This is a genomic window from Streptomyces sp. APSN-46.1, from assembly GCF_022815725.1.
Classification (GTDB): Bacteria; Actinomycetota; Actinomycetes; order Streptomycetales; family Streptomycetaceae; genus Streptomyces.
This window is the reverse complement of sequence record NZ_JALGRF010000001.1, coordinates 1,126,404-1,149,280: the sequence shown is the minus strand read 5'-3', so window position 1 is coordinate 1,149,280 and position 22,877 is coordinate 1,126,404. Positions and strand designations below refer to the sequence as shown.

17 protein-coding genes are annotated in these 22,877 nt (G+C 75.0%); 10 read left to right on the top strand and 7 right to left on the bottom strand.

Going from position 1 to position 22,877, the window contains the following annotated elements:
* Nucleotides 1-142: 142 nt before the first annotated feature.
* A complete protein-coding gene (locus MTF65_RS05090) occupies nucleotides 143-1,219 on the top strand; it encodes an RNA ligase (ATP) (RefSeq protein WP_243626974.1) in 1,077 nt (358 codons plus the stop codon).
* A gap of 171 nt (nucleotides 1,220-1,390) precedes the next feature.
* The gene (locus MTF65_RS05085; RefSeq protein WP_243627327.1) at nucleotides 1,391-2,308 is read left to right on the top strand and encodes an NADP-dependent oxidoreductase; all 918 of its coding nucleotides are present in this window, start codon (nucleotides 1,391-1,393) and stop codon (nucleotides 2,306-2,308) included.
* Between the two features lie 49 nt (nucleotides 2,309-2,357).
* Here the strand turns inward: MTF65_RS05085 and MTF65_RS05080 are convergent, their stop codons facing one another.
* The 3 genes from MTF65_RS05080 to MTF65_RS05070 form a co-directional block, all read right to left on the bottom strand.
* On the bottom strand, nucleotides 2,358-5,663 hold the full coding sequence (locus MTF65_RS05080) for a poly(A) polymerase (protein ID WP_243626973.1): 3,306 nt from the start codon (nucleotides 5,661-5,663) through the stop codon (nucleotides 2,358-2,360).
* Nucleotides 5,663-7,528, bottom strand: coding sequence for an RNA ligase family protein (locus MTF65_RS05075; protein WP_243627326.1), 1,866 nt, complete (start codon nucleotides 7,526-7,528; stop codon nucleotides 5,663-5,665). The genes MTF65_RS05080 and MTF65_RS05075 overlap by 1 nt, the downstream gene beginning before the upstream one ends.
* A gap of 102 nt (nucleotides 7,529-7,630) precedes the next feature.
* Complete coding sequence (locus MTF65_RS05070) at nucleotides 7,631-8,614, bottom strand: translation initiation factor 2 (RefSeq protein ID WP_243626972.1); 984 nt, start codon at nucleotides 8,612-8,614, stop codon at nucleotides 7,631-7,633.
* Between the two features lie 101 nt (nucleotides 8,615-8,715).
* Here MTF65_RS05070 and MTF65_RS05065 point away from each other — a divergent pair, with 101 nt between their 5' ends.
* From MTF65_RS05065 to MTF65_RS05040, 6 genes are all read left to right on the top strand, one after another.
* Nucleotides 8,716-13,563 carry an ATP-binding protein gene (locus MTF65_RS05065; RefSeq protein WP_243626971.1) on the top strand — a complete coding sequence of 1,616 codons (4,848 nt, stop codon included), beginning with the start codon at nucleotides 8,716-8,718 and terminating at the stop codon, nucleotides 13,561-13,563.
* Between the two features lie 98 nt (nucleotides 13,564-13,661).
* Nucleotides 13,662-15,077, top strand: coding sequence for a lipase/acyltransferase domain-containing protein (locus MTF65_RS05060; RefSeq protein ID WP_243626970.1), 1,416 nt, complete (start codon nucleotides 13,662-13,664; stop codon nucleotides 15,075-15,077).
* Between the two features lie 95 nt (nucleotides 15,078-15,172).
* Nucleotides 15,173-15,418 (top strand): hypothetical protein, encoded by a 246-nt coding sequence (locus MTF65_RS05055; RefSeq protein WP_243626969.1) that lies wholly within the window; start codon nucleotides 15,173-15,175, stop codon nucleotides 15,416-15,418.
* A 917-nt stretch (nucleotides 15,419-16,335) separates the two neighbouring features.
* Nucleotides 16,336-16,866, top strand: a complete 531-nt coding sequence (locus MTF65_RS05050; RefSeq protein ID WP_243626968.1) for an SRPBCC family protein — start codon at nucleotides 16,336-16,338, stop codon at nucleotides 16,864-16,866.
* A 94-nt stretch (nucleotides 16,867-16,960) separates the two neighbouring features.
* The gene (locus MTF65_RS05045; protein ID WP_243626967.1) at nucleotides 16,961-17,581 is read left to right on the top strand and encodes a hypothetical protein; all 621 of its coding nucleotides are present in this window, start codon (nucleotides 16,961-16,963) and stop codon (nucleotides 17,579-17,581) included.
* A 255-nt stretch (nucleotides 17,582-17,836) separates the two neighbouring features.
* Nucleotides 17,837-18,799: a class I SAM-dependent methyltransferase gene (locus MTF65_RS05040; RefSeq protein ID WP_243626966.1), complete on the top strand. Its 963-nt coding sequence runs from the start codon at nucleotides 17,837-17,839 to the stop codon at nucleotides 18,797-18,799.
* A 72-nt stretch (nucleotides 18,800-18,871) separates the two neighbouring features.
* On the opposite strand, the gene MTF65_RS05035 is transcribed toward MTF65_RS05040, so the two are convergent.
* Both MTF65_RS05035 and MTF65_RS05030 read right to left on the bottom strand, forming a co-directional pair.
* Nucleotides 18,872-20,371: a DEAD/DEAH box helicase gene (locus MTF65_RS05035; RefSeq protein WP_374207155.1), complete on the bottom strand. Its 1,500-nt coding sequence runs from the start codon at nucleotides 20,369-20,371 to the stop codon at nucleotides 18,872-18,874.
* Nucleotides 20,372-20,548: 177 nt separating this feature from the next.
* Complete coding sequence (locus MTF65_RS05030) at nucleotides 20,549-21,043, bottom strand: MarR family winged helix-turn-helix transcriptional regulator (protein ID WP_243626965.1); 495 nt, start codon at nucleotides 21,041-21,043, stop codon at nucleotides 20,549-20,551.
* Between the two features lie 90 nt (nucleotides 21,044-21,133).
* Here MTF65_RS05030 and MTF65_RS05025 point away from each other — a divergent pair, with 90 nt between their 5' ends.
* Nucleotides 21,134-21,475 (top strand): HGxxPAAW family protein, encoded by a 342-nt coding sequence (locus MTF65_RS05025; RefSeq protein ID WP_243626964.1) that lies wholly within the window; start codon nucleotides 21,134-21,136, stop codon nucleotides 21,473-21,475.
* Nucleotides 21,476-21,588: 113 nt separating this feature from the next.
* On the top strand, nucleotides 21,589-21,792 hold the full coding sequence (locus MTF65_RS05020) for a cold-shock protein (RefSeq protein ID WP_243626963.1): 204 nt from the start codon (nucleotides 21,589-21,591) through the stop codon (nucleotides 21,790-21,792).
* A gap of 128 nt (nucleotides 21,793-21,920) precedes the next feature.
* Here the strand turns inward: MTF65_RS05020 and MTF65_RS05015 are convergent, their stop codons facing one another.
* On the bottom strand, nucleotides 21,921-22,487 hold the full coding sequence (locus tag MTF65_RS05015; RefSeq protein WP_243626962.1) for a TetR/AcrR family transcriptional regulator: 567 nt from the start codon (nucleotides 22,485-22,487) through the stop codon (nucleotides 21,921-21,923).
* Entirely contained in the window at nucleotides 22,484-22,837 is a 354-nt protein-coding gene (locus MTF65_RS05010) for a DUF1304 domain-containing protein (protein WP_243627324.1), read from the bottom strand. Before MTF65_RS05010 ends, MTF65_RS05015 begins: the two co-directional genes overlap by 4 nt.
* Nucleotides 22,838-22,877 lie beyond the last annotated feature (40 nt).

The window sequence follows — 22,877 nt, the reverse complement described above, 5'->3', positions numbered from 1 at the left end:
GTGGCGCGTGGCGCGTGGCGCGTGGCGCGGCGCAGGTTAGCAGGGGGATAACGGCTGGACCACCGCAAATGGCGGCCCGGAGAGTGGTCGGGTTCGACAACCGATAACCGATAACCGATAACCGATGTCCGAGGAGCCCGTCATGTCGACTCTGCGCGTGACCGTTGAAGAGCTGACCGTCCATGACCACCCGAACGCCGACGCCCTGGAGCTGGCCCAAGTGGGCCTCTACCGCGCCGTCGTCGCCAAGGGTGTCTACCGTACGGGTGACTTCGCGCTCTACATACCCGAACAGGCGGTGCTGCCCGCCGCCTTGATCGAGGAGCTGGGCCTGACGGGACGACTGGCCGGAAGCGCCTCCGACCGGGTCAAGGCGGTCCGCCTTCGCGGCGAGCTGTCGCAGGGCCTGGTGTGCCGGCCGCGCGCGCTGGCCCACCTGGACCTGGGGCGGGCGGCGAAGGAGGGCACGGACTTCGCCGAGCTGCTGGGCATCACCAAATGGGCTCCGCCCGTCCCGACGACGATGGACGGCGAGGTGGAGTCCGCCCCCGATCTGCTGCCGTGGGTGGACGTGGAGAACCTCCAGCGCTACCCGCACGTCTTCGAGCCCGGCGAGCCGGTCGTCCTGACGGAGAAACTCCACGGGACCGCCTGCCTGCTGACGTACGTCGCCGAGGGCGGGCGCGTGCTGGTCTCGTCCAAGGGGTTCGGCTCGAAAGGGCTGGCGCTCAAGGAGGAGGAGCGCAACGTGTACTGGCGTGCCGTACGCGGCCACGGCGTACCGGAGGCGGCCGCCCGGCTGGCCGAGAAGCTGGGCGCGAGCCGCGTCGGCATCTTCGGCGAGGTCTACGGGACGGGGGTCCAGGACCTCGGGTACGGGGCGCACGCGGGACTCGCCGACACGGCGCCCGGGTTCGCGGTCTTCGACGTGTCCGCCGAGATCGACGGGCAGGTGCGCTGGCTGGACCCCGCCGACGTACTGACGGACGGGGAACTCCCGCTCGTGCCGAGGCTGTTCGAGGGCCCATACGAGCTGGACGTGGTCCTGGAGCTGGCGAGCGGCCGGGAGACCGTCTCGGGGCGGAACCTGCACCTGCGCGAGGGAGTCGTCATCCGCCCGGCGGCGGAGCGCTACAGCCCGGTACTCGGCGGCCGCGCGATCGCCAAGGCGGTCAGCCCGGCGTACCTCACCCGCAAGGGGGGCACGGAGTACGAGTGACCCACCCCCGCCCCCGCCGGTCCCGGGCCCGCGCGACGGCCCAGCTGATTTTCCGGGCCGTGTCCGCCCTGCTTCGACGGGCGGGCGCGGCCTTCGTGGTGGGATATGGAACGAGTGATTCCAGTAGCTCGCGGAGAGGCCGGGTACATGTCCCAGCAGACTGAGAACACCATGCGCGCGATGGCGTACGAGAGGTACGGCGGGACGGAGGTGCTCTCCGAGACCCGGCTGCCGCTGCCCAAGGTCGCGCCCGGCGAGGTGCTCGTCCGGGTCAGGTGCGCCGCGGTGAATCCCGTCGACTGGAAGATCATGGCCGGTGGCCTCGACGCGCTGATGGACGTCACGTACCCCGTCGTCCCGGGCTGGGACGTCTCCGGGACCGTCGAGCGGCTCGGCATCGACGTCCCCGAGTTCGCGGTCGGCGACGAGGTGATCTCGTACGCCCGCAAGGACTACGTGCACGGTGGAACCTTCGCCGAGTTCGTGAGCGTGCCCGTACGCATGCTCGCGTCCAAGCCGGCCTCGCTCAGCTGGCAGGAGGCGGCGGGCCTGCCGCTGGCCGGACTGACCGCGTACCAGCTGCTCACCCGCCTCGCCACCGGCAAGGAGGACACCGTCCTGATCCACGGCGCGGCGGGCGGGGTCGGCTCCTTCGGCGTGCAGATCGCCGGCGTGCTGGGCGCCCGGGTGATCGGCACGGCCTCGACGCGCAACCACGAGCGGCTGCGCGGACTCGGCTGTGAGCCGGTCGAGTACGGGGAAGGACTCGCCGAACGGGTCCGGGCGCTCGCCCCCGACGGCGTGACCGTCGTCGCCGACTTCGTCGGCGGGGTCGTCGATGTCACCCGGGCGGTACTGGCGCCGGGCGGCAGGCACGCCTCGATCGCCGACCACAACGTGCTCGGCGCGGGCGGGCAGTGGATGTGGGTCCGGCCGGTCGGTTCCGACCTGGCCGAACTGGGGCGGCTCGCCGACAGCGGGCGGCTCACGGTTCCCGTCGCGCGGACCTTCCCGCTGTCGGAGCTGGCGGCGGCGTTCGAGCTCAGCCAGTCGGGGCGGGCTGCCGGGAAGATCGTCATCGAGCTCTGAACACCACCGCGTCCGACCGTGTCCACGGTGTTCACGGTGTTCACGGTGTTCACGTGAGGGTGGGGACGACCGCGCATTCCGCCCAGGTGACCTCGGTGCCCGGGAGGGCCGCCGTCCAGGGGGCGCAGAGGGCGGCGAGCCGGGCCGCGTCGGGCGGGGCGACGCCGAGGCCGATGGCGTACCGGGCCGAGGTGTCACCGAGTTCGAAGGGGCGCGGCCAGGCGTGGGCGTCCACGACGCCGCCGTCCTCCAGGGCCCCGAGCAGGGCCCGCAGGCGGCCGCGCGTCCGGCCCAGGGACTCCTCGAACTCCCGTGGCGTGGCGGCCCGTACGGACACCACCGCCCAGGCCGCATGACGGCGGTGCGGGGCCGGCGCCGGCACCGTATGTCCGAGCACCCCGAGCGCTACGAGGGATCCCAGGTCGCCGAGGTCGTCGGGACCGGCGGCCTCCAGGGCCTCCCAGGCCCCGTACAGCTCACGCCCGAGCAGATCGCGCAGCCCCGGGCCCACCTGGGCCGTGCAACTGCGAACCGGCTCGGAGGGCGTGAGAACGGTGACGGCCCCCGCCGCGACCAGACCGGCCGAGCCCCCTACCCCGGCCGCCCCGGCCGCCCCGGTCGTCCAAGCCGCCCCGGTCGTCCAAGCCGCCCCGGCCGTCCCAGCCGACGCGGTCGTCCAAGCCGACGCGGTCCTCCCAGCCGACGCGGCCGACGGGCCCGTCCCAGCCGACGGGGGCGAGCCAGCTGCCTCAGTCGACGCGGCCGTCCCAGCCGACCCGGCGGAGCCAGCCGCCCCAGCCGACCCGGCAGACCCAGCCGCCCCAGCCGATGCGGCCGAGCCAGCCGCCCCAACCGACGTGGCCTCACCAGCCGATGCGGCCGCCCCAGATGCCTCAGCCGGCCCAGCTGCCTCAGCCGACGCGGCAGAGCCAGCCGAGCCAGCCGAGGGGGCCGGCGGGGCCGACGGGAACAGGCTGATCGGGGTGTGCCAGTTCCAGGCGGCCCAGGTTCCGAAGAACTGGCGGAGCAGGGCCGTCGGGGATCGGTCGGCGGACTCGCGTACCGTCCGGGCCGCCAGCACCGCCCAGGCGAGGCCCGGCAGCCCGCCGAACGGCGCCGAGTCCAGGCCCCGGGCCCGGGCCCACGCCTTCACCTCCCGCGCCAGCCGGGCGAACGCGGCGTGATCCGGACCCACGAAGTCCCGTACCGCGTCCGCGTCGCTCACCGCGCTCAGCGCGAGCGCGGCCGCCTCCCCGAGCTCGGCCCGCCGCGCCACCGCCCGCACCGGGTCCACCGAGCCGGTCGCGACGATCACCAGGTCCACATCCAGCCCGGCCACGCGGAACCGCAGCCCCGGCACCCGCGCACCCTTCACCTCGCGCAGCCGCTCCGCCTCCGGAAGCGCCGCCGCGATCGTTTCCCGTACCTCCGCGCAGCCGACCGCGCCAGGGAGGGCCGCCACCAGATCCAGGTCCGACCCCGGCAGCGCGCAGCCCATCCGCCGCGATCCGGCGACGTGCACCACCCCGCCGCCCAGCGCCCGGGCGATCCGTGCCGTGACGGACTCGGCGTGGTCACCCCCCGCGACCCCGTCCCCGCCGCCGTCCCCGTCCCCGCCGCCGTCCCCGCCCCCGCGCGCCGGATCCGGTGCCGGCTCCGGCACCCACCGCACCTCACCCGTCCCCAGCTCCACCGTCGCCCGCACCCGCATCGGCCCGTCCCCGCGCCGCGACAGCACGGCCAGCGCGGCGACCCGCGCCGAGGCCCCGCCGCCGAGCCGGGCGGCGAACTCCCGTACCGCCCGCTGCGGATCCCGGCTGCGCCCCAGCGTCAGATGCGGGGTGAACCCCTCCGCACCGCGGCCGCGCCCCCCGCACCCGGGGAACCGCTCCGCCAGCGCCCGCTGCACTTCCTGCCACGGCGCGTCGCCGTCCGCTGCCGGATCCAGCCAGACGGTGGCCTCCTCACGGTGCCCGAAGCTGTGCACCCCCGCCAGGCGGGCGGTGAACGCCGGTGTCCGCGCGGCCACTTCGGCCAGCAACGGCACGGCCGCGTCGAACGAGGACTCCGGTACGAAGCCGAACAGCAGGTTCACGTGCGCCGGCCAGCGATCCACCTGCGGGTCGTGCTCCCGGCGCAGGTCGTGGACCGCAGGGTCGTGCGGTGGCAGCCATGCCACCGCCGTGCGCGCGGTGGCCCGTACGCCGGACAGCGCGCCGCTCTCGACCGGCGCGCCGAACTCCACCACCGCCTCCACGCCGAAGTGGTCCGAGATGAACAACCCCTCCGGCGCGGGGGAGTCGCCCCGCAGCGAGGCCTCCCGTACGCGCGCCGCGCCGGATCCGGACGGCCGCAGCAGGATCCGGTCCAGCCGCGCGGACCGCCCCGACAGCGACCCCACGGCGGCCAGCGGATTGGCCGCCGGATCGAAGGTCGGCGTGTCGTCCGCCGCCCCGTGTACGTCGCTCCACGCGTCCCGCATCCCCAGCGCGGCCGCCGGCCCCTGGGCCCCGCCCCGGCCGTCGTTGAAGTCGCCGACCAGGGCGAGTTCGGCCTCGATGCCGCCCAACCCCTCAGCGATCCGGGCCAGTTCGACCCGTCGGCGGTCGGCGCCGTTCTCGGTGTGATCGCTCGTCAGGTGCGTCGCGGCGACCACGAGGGGGCCCGCCGCGCTGTCCACCGTCACGGCGGCGACCGCCTTGTGCGGTCCCAGCGCGTGCAGCCCCGCCTCCCGCACCGGCAGCCGGCTCAGGATCAACAGCCCGCTGTCGGCGACGTCCCGGCCGCCCGGATCGGTGCCCAGCGTGTAGCCGTCCCGCACCCACGGCGCCGCCAGCAGCATGGCGAGCAATGCCGGCTCCACCTCTTGCAGCGCGATGATGTCGGCGTCGGCCCGCGCCAGATCGGCCAGCAGCAGCGGCCTGCGCCGGGCGGTGGAGATGAGCGGGGCGTCGTACCGGTCCCACAGCGTGTTCCAGGTCAACAGCCGTATGCGGTCCGGGAACGGTGCGGACCGACCGGCTTCGGCCGGCCGCCAGGCGCCACCGCCCGCCGGGTCCCACGCGTGCGGGGTCCGGGCGGCGAAGAAGGGGGAGCGCAGCAGGCGCGGGTCGCGGATCCGCCCCGCCCCCGTGGTGTCGATCAGGTCCAGGCCGGTCGCCCGGTCCCACACCAGCTCGCCGTCCGCCTCGGCGAACAGCACCCGGTGCCAGGGGATGTCGCCCCCGGGCACGAAGGAGGGCAGCGGAACGCGCTTCGGGGCGGCCCCGCGCTGGAGCAGCCCGAACACGAACCGCGCGGGGTCGAACCGGGGATCCCAGCGGACCTGGTGGTAGAGCTCCTCGCTGGTACGCATCAGCCGTCCTCGCCTCTTCCCCGGATACCGCCCGCCGTGTCCTCGACGGTTCCGCCCGCCCCGATGTACCAGGTGCGGTGCGCCTGGCCCTGCCCGGGATACGGCGGGCTGAACCGGTGCAGCTGCGCGGTCAGCACCTGCGGCGGTACGGGGTGCGCCCGTGTCGCGTTGCGGCGCCACAGCTCCGCCTCGTCCACCAGCACCACCGCCTGGGTGACCAGCGCGTCGCGGCGCCGCGCGACCGAACCGGCCAGGCCGCGCTGCCGCTCGGTGAGGGAGGTGGCGTCCCACAGCACCGTCCCGCCGGCGGCCAGGGCCTTGTCCAGCCGGTCCAGGCCCTCGCGGAGCACCTCGGCGTTGGCCCGCTGGTCGGCGCGGGAACCCCGGGCGGCCCGCAGATCGTCAAGACTGATGTACGCGTCCACGCCGGGCAGATTCCGCGCGAAGGTGCTCTTGCCGCTGCCCGAGGGCCCGCACAGCTGCACCATGCGCGGGTACGCTCCGTCGCGCCACCGCCAGGTCGCGGCCACCGCCTCCTCGGCGGTGGAGATCCGGCCCCGCGCGAACGCCTCGCGCGCCTCCGCCCAGCAGCGGTCGGCCACGTCCGCGTCGATGCCCGCGCCGGCATCCGCGTCCGCGCCCGCGCCCGCATCCGAGTGCGTGCCCGCGTCCCCGTCCGTGCCGCCGTCCGTGCCCGTGCCGCCGAGCCCGGTGAGCGCCTCCCGCAGCCCCGCGCGCAGCGGTTCGAGCGGGGCCGCGCCGAGCAGACCCGCCTCCTCGGCGTACAGCGCGGACCACCCCGCGCACTCCCGCTCCTCCGGATCCGCCGTGGCCCCGGCCAGCGCGTGCAGCACCCCGAGATCGGCCGCCACGGCCATCCGTACCAGCCCGGCGCGCCGCTCCTCGTCCGGGAACGGCCGCCGCAGCGATGGATACAGCCCGACCAGGTCGGCCACGCGGCGTGCGAGCGGCATCCCGGCCGGCCCCGCCGCCAGCCGCGCCGCGATCCGGGACCGGGGTACGCGATGCAGTGCGGCGGCCAGTACGCCGGCCAGCCGGGCCTCCCCGGTGCGGCCCACCCCCAACCCACCCATATCGGCGGCCACTTGGCCGACCATCTCGTCCGCGCGGCCGCCGGCCCCGGCCCCGCCCTCGGCCGCCGCCTCGGCCGGCTCGAACCCGACGGCGCCCAGGAGCTCCGCCACCTCGGGATCGGCCCCCGAGCGCACCGCCCACAGCGGAGCCCGCGGCCCGAGCCCGTTCGGCACCACCCGCGCGTACATCCAGTGCGTGTCGGTCTGCACATGCCCGCCGCGTACCCACTTGGCCACGCACCGCCCGAAGTCCGCCCGCGCGAAGCCGGCCGCGGTCCGTACGACGTACCCCTCCTGGCGCGCGGTGTCGAGCCGCAGCCCGCGCAGCACCCGCTCGTCGAAGGTGCCCCGCCACAGCACGCGCGGGCCGGGCACCCCGAGACCGTGGAGGAACCGCACGGTCCGGTCCCAGTCCAGGCACTGTTCGCCGTCCCACACCGAGAACCCGTAGAACCAGCTGTCCAGGTCCTCGTACGGGATGGAGTGCCGGGCGTACAGATTCTCCCCGCACACCCGCCAGCCGGCCGGAATCCCGGGGCCGATCCGCCCTTGCAGGCCCTTCACCCACGCCCGCGAGGGGTGGTGCCCGGAGTCGAGCGAACGCGCGTGCAGCCCGTCGGAGTACAGCGTCGTGTTCTCCCCGTCGAGCTTCTCGGTGACCACCACCTCCCGGCCCGCCAGCCCGGCCAGCCCGGCGGCGGCCCGCACGTCGTCCCCGCCCACCCCTGGTGACCAGGGAAGATGGGGGGTGCGGGGATAGTGGGTGCGCATGATCAGCTCCTGCTCGACGACGGCCTTCCCCGTCACTCTAGGTATGCGGAGCAGGGGCATCCACCCGTTAAAGCCGCTCAAGCCGCTGAAGCCGCCGACCCGTCACCCGCGCGGCAGGGCGCAGCGCTCCGCCGCCTCCTCCACCGCCAGCCGGGCGTCCGGGTCACCGCCCGCAGCGCGGACGGCCGCGCGGACCAGCGACAAGTAGAACAGCGCCGGGGCGCACGGGGACCACAGCGGGGTGTCGCGCAGGAAGGTGAGGACCGACCGCGGGTCGGCCGGGGTGAACTCGTAGCGGTCGTGCTCCCACTTGTCCTCGACGCCGCGGCTCCAGCGCGCCCGCAGCTCCTCCTCGCCCAGATCCTCCAGGACCGCGCGGAAGAACACCGACCACTGGTTGTTGCGCAGGTCCAGGCCGAAGCCGAGCAGTTCCAGATCGACCCGGTCGGAGGACTGCACCGCCAGCTCCTCGCGCAGCGCCCGGCGTGCCACCCGGTGCAGGCTGATCTCACCGGACTCCGACAGGTCGTGGTTGGCGGCGAGGCCTTCGTTGGCCGAGGAGTTCCAGCGGGAGGCGTTCGGGCCCGCCACCCTGGCGCTGCGGTGGGAGAACAGCATCCGGCCGTCCTTGCCCGTCTCGACGGCCACGTTCACGCCGAGGCTGCAGAACATCCAGGGCGGGGCGTCCAGCGGGTCGGCGTCCTCCAGGTACTGCTTGCGCAGCGTCGAGCCGTTGCGCAGCGTCCGGCCCAGGTTGAGGGACGTGGTGAGGAAGTCGTAGTAGTCGGCGTCGATGAGGGAGAGGGTGACCTGCGGCTTCTCGTCGCGGTGGGTGCGCGAGACGACCAGGCTCTCCACCGCGAACCGCGGGTTGTTCCACCGGTACGGCTCGCCCGCGGCCTGTTTGCGGGCCTCCTCGTCCGCGATCTCCCGCCGCCACGCCCCGAGTTCGTCCGGGAACTGCACGCGGCGGTGGGTGTACAGGACGCGGACGTTCTCCTCCGTGATCGGACGTGTCCCGTCACCCTCGTGGATGTAGCAGTCGGTCACCCTGCCGACGACTGAAAAGCGGTCCCGATGAGCCATCAACTCTCCCTGTTCTCCGCTAAGTTGATCAGAATAGCGGCGCGACGGGGCGCGAGCGACCCCGCAAACGGATCGGACGGACCGGAAATCGGGGGGTTCACGTGTCCAGAGGACTGGGGCGGGACGCCTTCCGCTCGGACGGACTGGTCGGCGCGCTCGCCGTCGACACGTACGACAACCCGGACCGCCAGGACGGACGGGAGCACCTGCGGCACATCGGCGCCGAGAGCGCCCGCTTCGCCGCCACGGCCCGGGACAGACTGGGCTTCGGAGAGGTACTGGACGGACCCGAAGGCCTGACCCGCTCCCAACTGTCGGCGTGGCTCGACGAGTTCCTCGACCGCCGGGCCGAACGCAAGATCCTCTACTGGACCGGGCACGGCGTGGACGCCGAGGGCGGGTTCCACCTCGCCTGCCGCGACTCCTGGGCCGACGGCCCCTTCGCCCCCGACCGTTCCTTCGCCCTGACCGAACTGGTGGACCGGATCCTCTCGGCCCCCCGGCCGGCGCACACCCTCCTCGTCCTCGACGCGTGCTCCTCGCACGGGCACCTGAACGTGGCCCTGCGGCGGGCGGTCAGCAAGGAGCGCGCCGCGGTCGCCCGCGCCTACGAGACCTCGGCGGCCGGGTTCGCCGTGATCGGCACGTCCGGGGTCGGGGCCACCATCCGGGAGGGGCTGTGGGTGGGCTGGCTGTCGTCCGTCCTCGGCAAGCCCGACACCGAGGTCTCCGACCGCTCCCTGCCGATGCACCGCTCGCACCTCTACCTCTCCGTCCCCTACCTGGTCGAGGCCATCGACCAGGAGGCGGCCCGGGAAGGGCTGGAGACCAGGGACGAGCGGCCGGGTTTCGAGATGGTCCGGCACCTGCCCAACAACTTCCTGCACAACCCGTACTTCCAGGACGAGGGCGACGCGGCACTGCGCGGGCAGTGGGCGAACCCGGCCGTACTCGCCGACGACGCACCCCTTCCGTGGGCGCGGGAGTCCGCCTTCCAGCTCCAGGAAGGCGGGGTACTGGAAAGGGAGTTCACCGGACGGCACGCCGCGCTCAGCCGCCTCGTCCGCTGGCTCGACACGGCGGCGCACGGCACGCAGGTGGTCACCGGGCCCGGCGGATCCGGCAAGACGGCCCTGCTGGCGATGGTCGCCCTGCTGTCCGTGGCCCGGCGCAGGACACGGCTCGACCCTCAGCCGCCGCCCCAGATCTGCCCGCGGCCCGGCACCGTCCACGCGCTCGTCACCTGCCGCGACCGCTCCCTGTCCGCCGTGGTCGAGGCCGTGTGGGACGCGCTGAGCACCTTCGGCGCCATGCCGCCCAAACCGGAGACGGCCCTCGACGCGGGCCGCTGCGCGGACGCCGTCGCCGCCCTCGCGCGGGAGGCGGGCGCCCTGAACCTGCTCTTCGACGGGCTCGACGAGGCGATGCCGGGACAGGCGCACGAGATCGCCCGCCAGTTCCTCAACCGGCTCGCCGACACCCGGGGTGTGAAGGTGATCGTGGCGACGCGCCCCAGGCCCCGGCGGCAACTGGCCGACCCGGTCGGCGCCGAGAGCCTCCTCGACGTGCTCGACCAGACGACGGCCCCGCTCGCCCTCGACCAGGACGACGACGCCGAACGCGACATCACCGCGCTCGCGGAGTCCCTCCTCGCCGCGCCCGGCTCCCCGTACGCGGACGCGAGCCGCGCCCTGCTGCGGCGCGAGGCGGCCCAGGCGATCGCCGCCGAGAGCGACGGCCTCTTCCTGGTCGCCCGGCTCGTCGCCGGCCAGCTCGCCCGGCGGCCCCACCCGCCGTCCGCGGCGGAGCTGGAGGCGGAGCTCCGGCAGGCCGGCACCGGCCTGGAGGAATGGGTTCGCCGGGAGATCGGCCACCTCGAACGCGAAGGGGCGGTCCCGGCCGCCGGGATCCTCGCCCCGCTCGCGCTCGCCCACGGAGGCGGGCTGCGCGACCTGTCCCTGCTGGTGACGATGGCTGACGCCCTGCACGGCCGGGCCGGCGCGTTCACCCGCGCCCAGGCGCGCGAGCTGCTGGCCCTGGCCGAAGGCGGACTCGTGGCCGTGGACTCGGGAACGTACCGGCTCGCGCACGCCGGGTACGGCGCCCACATACTCGACCGGCTCGGGCTCACACCGCAGAGCGGACACCGCGAGATCCACGCGGTGCTGCACGCCCGCGGAGCCCCCGACTGGGGGAAGGCGGACGCGTACACCCGGTCGTACCTGGCCGCCCATGCCGCGCAGGCCGACGAGGAACGGTTACGGGACCTCCTCGACGACCCGGAGTTCCTCGTCCACACCGACCCCGACGTGGTGCTGCCGCTGGCCGTGGCGCAGGTGGGGCCGAGCGAAGGCGCCGCGCTCTACGTCAGGGTCGCCGACGAGTTCCGGCGCCGTCGCGACCCCGGCGCGCGGCGGGCGCTGCTGCGCGGCACGGCCTTCGTAAGCCACCGCGAAGGCATGTACCGGCGGCTGACCTCGGAGGGCTTCGCAGGGCTCGGCTGGAGCGAGCTGTGGACCGACGCGGCTCCCGAACCGGTGGACCTGCGGTGGCCGGCGGCCCGCGGCGGCGCCCGTGCCCTGCACTGGTCCGCCGTCACCACACCCGCCGCCCTCGCCACGCCCGCCGGCGGGGGGTGGGCTGCCGGGGGCGCCACGCCCGCCGCCTACGCCATGCCCGCCGGCGTCGCACCGGCCACCAGGGAGGCCACGGCCGCCAGGGGCGCCACGCCCGCCGGCGAGGCACCGGCCACCAGGGAGGCCACGGCCGCCGGAGACGCCACGCGCCCCGGCGTCGCACCGGCCACCAGGGAGGCCACGGCCGCGGGGGGCGCCACGCCCGTCGGCGTCGCACCCGCCGGCGAGGCCGCGGCCACCGGCGAGGCCGCGGCCGCCGGGGGCGCCACGGCCGCCGGCGAGGGCACGTCCGCCGGCGAAGAGCCGGACACCGTGCTGTCCCTGGGTGTGCTCGGGGCCGTCGCCGTGCACGACCCGCGGACGGGACGGCAGCGCCTCACCCGCCGCGCCCCCGACCGGCACCGGTCGCTGCGCCAGGTGGCGGGTGCGACCGCGGGCCCCCGGCGGGTCACCGCGGCGGCCGACGGCAGCGCGGTGCTGGTCTGGGACGACGCGTCGGGGCTGCCGGCGAAGGTCTTCGACTGGGGCGGCGCTCCGAAGGCGCTGGCCGTCGCCGCGTGCGGCGGCCACTTCCTCGCCATGGCCGCGGACGGGCAGCGGGTGTGGACCTGGCAGTGGCCCGCGGACGAGAGCGCCTCCGAGGCGGGCCTGGCCGGCATCCTGCCGGTCGCCGCGGACCGCCTCGCCCTGTTCTCGCTCGGCGCGCGGCACTTCCTGCTCTCCGCCGGCGTCGAGACCCTGGTGCACCAGGTCCATCCGGCCGGCGCGGGGCGGCAGTTGCTCGGCTCGGCCGTGCCGCTGCCGCACACCGGCCGGGGCCCGGTCCGGGCCCTCGCGGCCCTGCCGGAGCCCGTACCGCGAGCCGGCGGACCCGGGGCGCCCGCCGCGTGGCTGGCCCGCGCCGACGGCCACACCACCGACGTGTGGCGACTGTCCCTCACCACCGGCGGCGACGGCCGCCCCGCACCCGGGTGGGCCGTGGCGCACGCCCTGTCCCTGGAGTCGCCCGACGCGCGCGGCATGGCGCTCGGCCACCTCGGCACCCGGCCGCTGCTGGTCCTCCACCAGGGCGACCGGGTGGCCGTGCACGGACTCGACGAGGAAGGCCGCCCGCTGTGCGCGTTCCCCGTCCACGGGCACCGCGACCCGGAGGCGCTGGCCTGCGACCCCGGCGGCAGCGGGCGCGTCGCGGTCGCCGACGGCCCGCACGTACGGATCCTCGACGTCGCGGCGGCGACCGCGGCCCGGCCCGGCGGCCCGCAACGCAGCTACACCGAACGCCTCATGGTGGAACACGCGGCGGGCCCGCCCGGCCGCCCGGGGCTGCTCTGCCGGGTCACAGGCCGCGTCGTCGTCGCCGGATATGCCGGGGCCCCCGGTCCGGGCGGCGGGGATCCGGTGCCGCTGCGGCTGGCGGAGCCGGTCACCGCGGTGCGCGCGGTGTGGCACGACGGCGCCTGGCTCGTGGCCGCCGCAGCGGGCCGGACCGTACGCGTCTGGTCGCTGACCGCCGACCTGGCGGCCGCCACCCCGTACGAGGACATCACCCTGCCCGGTGACCCCGGTGAGGAGATCAGGGGGCTCGGGCTGGTCGTGGAGGCCGACGGAGCGCCGAGCGTGTTCGTCCCCGACCGCCGCACGGTGCAGCGGCGGCGGCTGCGCGACGGCCGCTGGCCGGTGCGGGGCGAGGTGGACGTGGTCGCCCATGCCCTGGACGTGCGCATCCTGTCCGACGGCCGCACCTGGGTCGGCGTCGACACCGGACGCGGCTTCCGGCTGTGGCCGGCCGGCGCCGAGGACCGCGCGGTGCCGGCCGTACTGGAGGACTCCTGGCGGCGTACGGCGACCATGGTGCTCGGCGAGCACCGGGTCCTGGGCACGTCCGTCCCGCTGGTCGCGTGGGGCGAGGACGACATGGTCCACCTCGCGCGGTACAAGGGCGACCGCTGGATCGCCCACCGCTTCCCCTACCCGGGCGGGCGGGCCTCGGCCCTCCTCTTCACCGGCCCCCCGGAGCGCCCCCTGCTGGTGGCCTGCGGCGGCGAGCTGACCCTCGCGGTGTTCGACGCGACGACACGCCGGGAGCTGAAGGCGGCCACGGTGCCCTGGCGCGGTCTGGACGTCGAGGCCGTCGGGGCCGTGTACGAGGAGGGCCGCGGGATCACGCTGACCCTCCAGGGGCGCCGCCGCTGCGACCAGATCCTGCTCGGCACCCGGGCGCTGGACCCGCCGCCCGCCGTCCGCCCGGGGCCGGGGGGAGACGCGGGCGCCGCGCCGGGCGCCGGCGGCTGGCGGCCCGGGCCCGGCTGGTAGCAGCCCCGCCCGCCCCCGCTTCCCCCGCCCCCCGACCCCGCCCCTGACCCGTCGGCGCCACCCGGGCACCGGACGGACGACGCAAGGAGGAGAGCCCCTTGAAGCACGACCTGGTGGTCTTCGTACCGGGGATCACGGGAACCCGCCTGACGCGGGACGGCACGGACCTGTGGAACCTGTCGGTGGGGGCGCTGCTGGGCGCCGCGCCGCCGAAGAAACTGATCACCCGGCTGCGGCTGCCCGACGGGATCGGCGACGAGCGGCCCGAGGAGCCGTACGCGGTCGAGGCCGCGGGGCTGGTCCGGCGGCCGACCGGATTACCCGGTCTGGTCACGCAAGTGGGCTACCCCGACGTCGCGGGCCTGCTCACCGGCGTGCGACCGGAGCAGTTCGTGGTGTTCCCGTACGACTGGAGGCTGTCCAACCGGCTCACCGCGGCCGACCTGAAGACCCGCGTCCAGCGCGAACTCGGGCGGTGGACCGAGGAGTTCCGGACCCACTACCCCAAGGCCGAGGACGACCCGAAGGTCGTCCTGATCTGCCACTCCATGGGCGGCCTCATCGGCCGGTACTACCTGGAGGTCCTCGGCGGACGGGACACCGCCCGGATGCTCGTGACGGCCGGCACCCCGCACCGGGGCGCCGCCAAGGCCGTCCGCTTCCTGACGGGCCACGGCGTGGGCACGGGCCTGCTGGGACGCACGGCGGCGGCGCTGGCGGGCCGCCTCAACGAACGGCTCACGGACCTCTGCCGCAGCTTCCCCTCGGTGGGGCAACTGCTCCCGGTCTACGAGGCGGTACGCCGGCCAGACTTCCCGGAGGGCTACTACGACCAGCTCACGGACATCGACGTGGGCCTGCCGACGGACATGGTCCAGGACGTGTTCTCCTTCCACGAGGAGTTCGAGGGGGCCCTGCGGGACAACCTGCGCGGCAGCCCGGACCGCCGCCTCCCGTACGAGGTGCAGTGCCTCGCCGGGCGGGCACACCCCACCCTGCACGCCGTGACGGCGGACCCGGGCGGGAGGCTCGACTTCCACTACGTCATGAACGACTCGGAGCCATGGACCGGTGACGGGACCGTCCCCGCCGAATCGGCCTTCGCGGCCTGGGCGTTGCGCAGGACGGAGGAGGCCCGGTGGAACGGCCACCGGCACGGCGACCTCATCAGCGGCGAGGCGTTCGGCCACCAGCTCGACGCCATCCACAACGGCAAGTCGGCGGGGGACACCCTGGCCGACGACGTATTCGGCATCGTGGTACCGGAGTTCGCGGTGGCGGGGGAGCCGTTCGACATCGTGGCGACCGGCGTGGCGCGCGGCCGCACGGTACGGGCGGCACTGCACGCCCACGACGCCGCGGCCGCACCGCACGACTGGGTGGTCCTGCCGGAGTCGGAACCGGGCGAGCGCCGGGGCAGCCTCACGGCCGGCCCCGGCATGTGGGTCCTGTCGGTCGTGGCGGACCGCCCGCACGTGGTCCAGCGCGATGTGATGACCCTGCTCGAACCTTGATCCGCCGGACAATCCCCTAGCCGCCGTAGCGGCTTGTGCAGAGGGCGACGATCGAGGGGTCGAGCGTGCCCCGGGCCGCCGTGCACAGGGGGGCCATGTCGAACGAACGGCGCGGCGCGGGCCGGTACTTCGACGCCGCGGGCGCGGACTCGCGCTTGCGGGGTTTCGCGGCCCGGCCGGGCCCGGCCGGGTGCACGGACTTCGGGGGCCGGACGGGACTGCCGGGCCGGGGCGGCCTGACCGGCCTGACGCGCTCCGCGGGCCGGGCGGGAGCGGCGCGCCTCGGCGCGGCAGGCCCTCGTACCGCCTGCTCGACGGAGGCGGGCGGCGTCGGCGCCTGAGCCTGCGGGAGCGAGGGGGAGGGCAGCTCGCCCAACGGCCAGGCCCCGGGCGCCGGTTCCCGGGGTACGGATGCCGGCCGGGCCGCCGCGGGCTCCGGCCCCGGCGGCCCCGCCGCCGGCTGCGGCGGCCGCACGGTCACACACCCGGCGGTCATCACCAGCACGGCAAGGGTCAAGGGCAGGGCGCGGCGCAGCATCCGCCCACCCTGCCGTACCCGCGGCCCGGGGGCGCACGCGCCGTCACGCGGACGGGTGAAACCGGTCCCGGCGGGGTTACCGCGCCCCGCGTTCGCGTATCGCCGGGCGCGGCGCGTGCTACACGCGGCCCGGGCCCCGCTCGTCCCCGGGCCGGTGACGTGGTCGGACCGACGGTTCTTCAGGCCGTCAGTCCGCAGGTGGACCGTAGCAAGATCGACGTAACCAGGTCATAAGGAGGCACGGGGAGGGCAAAAGGGGGGCGGACGGCCCGGGACCGGGCCCGCCGTAACCCGGGGCCCGCCCGCTGTTGCGCAGCCGGCGGCCCACCCACGGTGAACGGAGTTCCCATGCCGCAGCTGACCGACGAGGCCGTGCCCGAAGGCCCGGACGGCGCCGACCAGCGCGGTGGCACCACCCGACGGCCCGGCCGGGCGCCCACGCCCGTACGGCGGACCGCCTCACGTTGCTGTCCCCGACCCCCGACCCGGCGTACGCCCGCCTGCTCGCCGCCCCGAGCAGGTCAGGGAACTCAGCGACTGAGGTCCGGCCGGCCTGGGCGGACTCGACGCGGGTCCGCCACGCCCGCGACCGCCTCTCCCTCCCCACCCCGCCCCGGACCCCGCCCACGGAACTCCCCCAGGAGGGCTTCCGCGCGGGGTAGCCCCCGCCGCGACGGGGAAATCCCGGGCGCGCGGCCCGCGGTCAAGCAGCATGGGCCCATGAGCGACAGCGCGATCACTTACACCCTCTACATCCAGGCCGACCCCTCCCGAGTCTGGCAGGCCCTGACCGAGCCCGCCTTCACCCGCCGCTACTGGGGTCTGAGCTTCGAGACGGACTGGACCGTGGGCTCGGCCATGGAGTGGGTGGAGCGCGGGGCCCGCACCAGCGATGCCGCCCAGGTGGTCCTCGCCTGCGTCCCGGACCGGCTGCTCTCCTACACCTGGCACACCTTCACCCCCCAGTGGGCCGCCTCCGTCGGCATCGAGGAGGAGCTGCGGGCCGAGCTGGCGCGGGAGCTGCGCACGAAGGTGACGTACGAGATCGAGCCGGTCGGCGACACCCTCGCGCGGCTGACCATCCTCCACGAGGGCTTCACGCCCGGCGGCACCCTCATCGGCATGTGCGGCCGGGCCTGGCCGATGATCGCCTCCAGCCTCAAGACCCTGCTGGAAACCGGCGCCCCGCTGCCCGAGCCGGAACACGAGGGCTTCCAGGGCCACGGCGGGCACGAGGCGTACGAGCGCTGACCCGCCCCGCCGCCAGGGCGCCTCCCCGCGCCGCCCCGCCCGCTGACGGACCCTGCGCACCACCCGTTCGGGCGCGTCGTGTGGAATGGGAGGCATGGGGAGAGCTGAGGACCAGATACGAGCGGGGGTCGGCCCGGCGAACCCGGCCGAGGGGACGCTCGCGCCGCCGCGGACGGTCGCGCCGCAGGGGACGGTCGCGCCGCAGCGGACGGTCGCGCCGCCGCGGACGGTCGCGCCGCAGCGGACGGTCGTACCGCACGGGACGGCCCCGCCCGAGCACTGGCGCTACGCCCGACACCTCGATTCCCTGGCCGCCGTGTCCGACGAGGCCGCGGAGGCCGAGAGGGTCGCCGCCGTGCTGCGCGATCCCGACACGGTGATGGCGGAGAGCGCCGTGGTCACCCACCTGGACCGCCGGGCCGCGCAGCTGCTGGCCGACGAGCGGTTCCCCGGCTGGGCCCGGGCCATGGGCGAGGTCCTGGCCGGCCGCGCCTTCCCGGTGCGCAGGCTGCGCGAGTGGACCCTGCTCAAGTCGATCAACCAGGGCGAACCGTGGTCGGCGGCGGAGCTCACGGGTGCCTCCGACTGGTGCCAGCGGACCGCCGTCCGGGCGGTGACCTCGTACGAGGCCCTCAGCCTGCTCGCCGACGCCGCCCGGACCCGCCGCGTCCGCAACGCCGCCGCCCAGCGGCTGCTCCGGCGGACCGCGGTCTGACCGCGGTCTGGTCGCGGTCTGACACGGAGCGCCGCGCGCAGGCCCGCGCCCCGGGCGTTTCCTGACCTCCGGCGGACGCCGGAGCTGCGCGCAGGTGTCGCCCGGCGGAACGGTGAGTGTCATTCGGCCCGCGGCGCCGAAGAACCGCGTCGTGCGTCCATTCGGGCGTCTATGGTCTGCGTACCCGGCCGGTGAATCAGTGTTGTCCGATGCCGCTCCGTTCGAGGAGGACTCTCCGTGTCGCAGGCTTCACCCATGTCCGCCACCACCCCCGCCCCGCCGGTGCCCACGGCGTTCGGCCAGGTCAAGGGTTGGTTCTCGGCGTATGACCAGGCGCTCTTCGACTGGTTTCTGACCCGCCAGAACCGTGACGCTCAGCAGCGTGGCGACATCCTGGAGCTCGGCGTCTACATGGGGAAGAGCGCGATCTTCCTCGGCCAGTACCTGCGCGCCGGCGAGGGGTTCACCGTCTGCGACCTCTTCGACTCGCCCGCGCCCGACGACGCGAACCTCGCGGAGATGCAGGGCTCGTACTCCACCCTCACCCGCCGCGCGTTCGAGGCGAACTACACGGCGTTCCACGAGGAGCTGCCGACGGTCATCCAGGCCCCGACCTCCGTGGTCACGGACACGGTGGAGGCGGCGAGCTGCCGTTTCGTCCACATCGACGCCTCGCACCTCTACGAGCACGTCGCCCTGGACGTCGCGTCCTCGCGGGCCCTCGCCGCCCCGGGCGCCGTCGTCGTCTTCGACGACTACCGCGCCGCGCACTGCCCCGGCGTCGCCGCCGCCGTCTGGGGCGCGGTGGCCTCCGGAGACCTGCGGGTCATCTGCATCTCCCCGAACAAGCTCTACGCGACCTGGGACGACCCCGAACCGCTCCAGTCGGAGCTGCGCACCTGGCTGGAGGGCCGCGAGGGCGTCTGGCACGGCGTGGAGCAGGTGGCCGGCCGGCCGCTGGTCCGCATCGGCGACAAGGGGCTCGTCGCGCCCGAGCCGCCGAAGCCGCTGCGCCCCGCCCCCGCCGAAGCCGCCCCCGGCGAAGCGCCCGCGTCCGCCCCTGGGCGCGCCGCGACCGGCTCGGCCCCGGCCGCCTCCCGGCAGGCGGCGCCCGCCGCGCGCAAGCCGGCGGCAGCGGGCTGGCGGAAGCTGGCCAAGGACCTGCTCCCGCCGCTCGTCACCCGCGCGATCGTGGCCCGGCGCAAGCGCCGTCGCTGACCGCGCCCGGAACGCCGAAACGGCGCCGGCCCCCGCCCCCGCTTCCGGGGGCCGGCGCCGTCGCGTACTGGGTCAGATGCCCTTGCGGACCCGGGCCGCGCGGCGGGCCTCGGCCGCCTGCCGCGCCTCGATGGTCTTACGGGACTCCTTGCCCTTGCCCGGTCGGCCGGGCCGGGTCCCGATCCCCCGGAAACCGAGGTCCGAGCCCGACGGCCGGCCCTTGGCGTCGGTCGGCGCCGCGCCGGCCAGCGGCACCCCGGACGGGGTCTTCGCCCCGGTGATCCGGCTCAGGGCCGCCTCGCCGGAGCGCACCTGGGTGATGGTCGGCCGGATCCGGGCGTCGGACATCAGGCGCACCATGTCGCGGCGCTGGTTCGGGGTGACCAGGGTGACGACCTTGCCGGACTCGCCGGCCCGGGCGGTGCGGCCGCCCCGGTGCAGGTAGTCCTTGCTGTCGGCCGGCGGGTCCACGTTGACCACGAGGTCGAGGTCGTCGATGTGGATGCCGCGCGCGGCGACGTTCGTCGCGATCAGGACCGTGACGTCCCCGTTCTTGAACTGCGCGAGCGTCCGCGTGCGCTGCGGCTGCGACTTGCCGCTGTGCAGCCCCTCCGCCCGGACACCCATGGCCCGCAGGTGCTTCACGAACTGGTCGACGCCGTGCTTGGTGTCCAGGAACATCAGCACCCGGCCCTCGCGCGCGGCGATCTCGGTCGCCGCCGAGTACTTGTCGGCCGCGTGGATGTGCAGCACGTGGTGGTCCATCGTGGACACCGTCGCCGACTGGGGGTCCACGGAGTGCGAGACCGGGTCCTTCAGGTACCGGCGCACCAGCTGGTCCACATTGCGGTCCAGCGTCGCCGAGAACAGCATCCGCTGCCCGGCGTGGTGCACCTGGTCCAGGATCTCGGTGACCTGCGGCATGAACCCCAGGTCGCACATCTGGTCGGCCTCGTCGAGGACCGTGATCTTCACCCGCTCCAGGTGGACGTCACGCCGTCCGATCAGGTCGCTGAGCCGCCCGGGCGTGGCCACGACGACCTCGGCGCCGGTGCGCAGCGCGCCCGACTGCTTGCCGATCGACAGCCCGCCGACGACCGTGGCCATCCGTAGCTTCAGGGCGGTCGCGTACGGCGTGAGCGCCTCGGTCACCTGCTGCGCCAGCTCGCGCGTGGGTACGAGGACCAGCGCGAGGGGCCGCTTCGGATCGGCCTGCTGCCCCGCCGTCCGCGCCAGCAGGGCGAGGCCGAAGGCGAGGGTCTTGCCGGAGCCGGTCCGGCCGCGCCCGAGGATGTCCCGGCCGGCGAGGGAGTTGGGGAGCGTGGCCGCCTGGATGGGGAACGGCTCCTTCACCCCCAGTCCGGTCATCGTCGTCACCAGCTCAGGGGGCAGGCCGAGCTCGTCGAAGGACTCCACCGGCGGCAGCGCCGGGATGACCGTCGCGGGCATCGCGAACTCGCCCTGCGGCCCGAGGGTCCGAGGAGCCTTGCCGGAGCCCTTGGCGCCCGGCTTGGTGCCTGCCTTCGCTCCGGCCTTGATGCCGAAACGCCCATGAGGTGACGGGTTCTTCATGCAGAACCTTCCGTGAAGAGAGGACACGCGGAATACGAACGGGAGTGGTGAAAAGTGGTGAACGGCGACGAGCCGGGGCCCGTACCCCTCGGTACGGGCCCCGGCTCGTCGTACGTGTCCGCACCGGGCGCATGCGCCCCGCGCTTTAAGTTTCCGCCCCATTTTACCAGTCGGTGACTACGGGGCGACGGGACCCAGCTCGCCGGCCCGCACCTGGGCCAGATGGGCGCGGATCTCGACCGTCGCCCGCCCGAACCAGTCGGCGATGACGGCGACCTCCTCGGGGGAGTACTCGGCGAACACGGCGCCGAGACGGGCGTAGAAGGGCTCGTACACCGCGACGAGCCGGGCGGCGGCGGCCGGGTCGGCCACCACGCGGACGCGGCGGCGGTCTGCCGGGTCCGGCTGCCGGTGCGCGTAGCCGGCGCGTTCCAGGCGGTTGAGCACCCCGGTGACGGCCCCGGTGGTGAGGTTCGTCAGCTCGGCGAGATCGCCGGCGGAGAGCGGGGTGTCCCCGGCGCCCAGGATGTGGCCCAGGCACGTCAGATCCGTGACGTTCAGCCCGAGCAGCTGCGCCACCTCCTGCTGGCCGATGAGGCCGAGGGCCACGTACTGGTCCATGCGCGAAATCGCCTCCCCGGCCGTGGCCGGGGGGCGGGACTTGCCCTGCACGTCGATACTCCTTAGCATCTAAGTTACTTAGCTCGTGAGATAAAAGATCCTGCTCCGAGCCTACTGCTGCCCGTTCCTCCAGGGAGAATCATGAGCGCGCACGGCCACGTCGATCTGGGCCACACCGTGGCCGGCTGGACCGGAACCACCCTCGCCCTGCTGGGCGTCACCGGAGCCGGCCTCGCCGTGTGCGCGGCCTGGACCCCCGGCGTCTGGCTGGGCCTCGCCCTGGTCGGAGCGGCCGGGCTCGTCACCTGGCTGCTCCACCTGGCCGGCTGGGGCAAGCCGAGCGGCCCGCGTCCGGTGTCCGAGTGGGACTGGCGCACCCGGGACGCGGCCGCCCGTACCGGCCACGCGCACTGTCTGGGCTGCCGGGTCACCGTCGCCTCGCGAGAGCGCTGCTCCCCCTTTCCGGGTACAAGGCGTCCGTAAGTTCGAAAGGCCTCTGTTGGCCGCGCCCAGGGTGTGGTGGGGGTGACTCCCGGGCAGTATCGAGACGGCCGCGTGTGCGGCCCGCAGTGGAACGTTGAGAAGGATCAGTACTGATGGCAACAGGCACCGTGAAGTGGTTCAACGCGGAAAAGGGCTTCGGCTTCATCCAGCAGGACGATGGCGGCCCGGACGTGTTCGTGCACTTCTCCGCCATCCAGTCCAGCGGCTTCAAGGAGCTGGCGGAAGGCCAGAAGGTCGAATACCAGGTCACCCAGGGCCCCAAGGGTCCGCAGGCGGAGCAGGTGATCCCCCGGTAAGGCCATTTCGCGAGTCCGGTTCGTGACGTGAGCCCCGCCGGTCAGCCCGGCGGGGCTCACCGGTTCAGGGGTGTCCGGCCGCCGGGTCTCGGCGGACGGCCCCGGTCCCGGGGTGTCGGACGGCGAGGTCAGACGGCGCGGTGGAGGGCCTTGAGGAGGCGCCAGACCAGGTCCGCGAGTTCCTCGGGTCCCGCCGCCGGGATCCGGCCGTGCAGCCAGTCCGCGAGGACGCTCGTGAAGGCGGCGGCCACGGCAGACGCGACGAGGTCGGGGTGCGGAGCGCCCACCGCCGCGCGCTCGGCGCGGGAGCGGGCCCGCAGCTCCCGGCGCAGGCGCTCGCCGAGCGGGCCGCCGCCGCCCGGGAGGAGCAGGGTGCGGTACAGGCCGCCGTGCTCGGCGGCGCCGGCGAGGAAGGCGGCCAGCGCCGCCGGGGGCCGGGCCGGGGGCGGCGCTGCGGGGTCCGTCTGCCAGGCGTGCAGGGCGTCGACCGCCGCGTGCACCACCTCGGCGCAGGCGTCCACGGCGAGCGCGGGGAGATCCTCGTAATGCAGGTAGAACGTGGCGCGCCCGATCCCCGCCCGGCGGACCACGGCCGAGACGCTGACCTCGCCCAGCGGGCGGTCCGCGCACTCGGCGAACAGGCTTTCGCGCAGCCGGGCCTTGGTCCGCGCCGTCCGCGGGTCCTCGGGGCTCACGAGGCCAGCAGCGCCGCGCCGAGGGCGAGCGCGCCGGGCAGGGCCTGGGCGACGAGGATCCGCCGGTTCGCGGTGGCGGCCCCGTACAGCCCCGCGATGATCACGCAGGAGAGGAAGAAGATCTGCGTCGCGAGCGAGCCGATGACCAGCGACCAGACCAGACCGGCGGCCAGGAAGCCGTTGTAGAGGCCCTGGTTGGCGGCGAGCATGGCGGTGACGCGCGCGGTGTCCGCGTCGAACCCGGACAGCGCGCGGCCGGGCGGCCGCTGCCACAGGAACATCTCCAGGACCAGGAAATAGAGGTGGAGCGCGGCGATCGCGCCGATCAGGACCTGGGCGACCGTGTGCACGGCGATCTCCACTCCGCGAGGGTTCGAGCTTGCGAGGGTT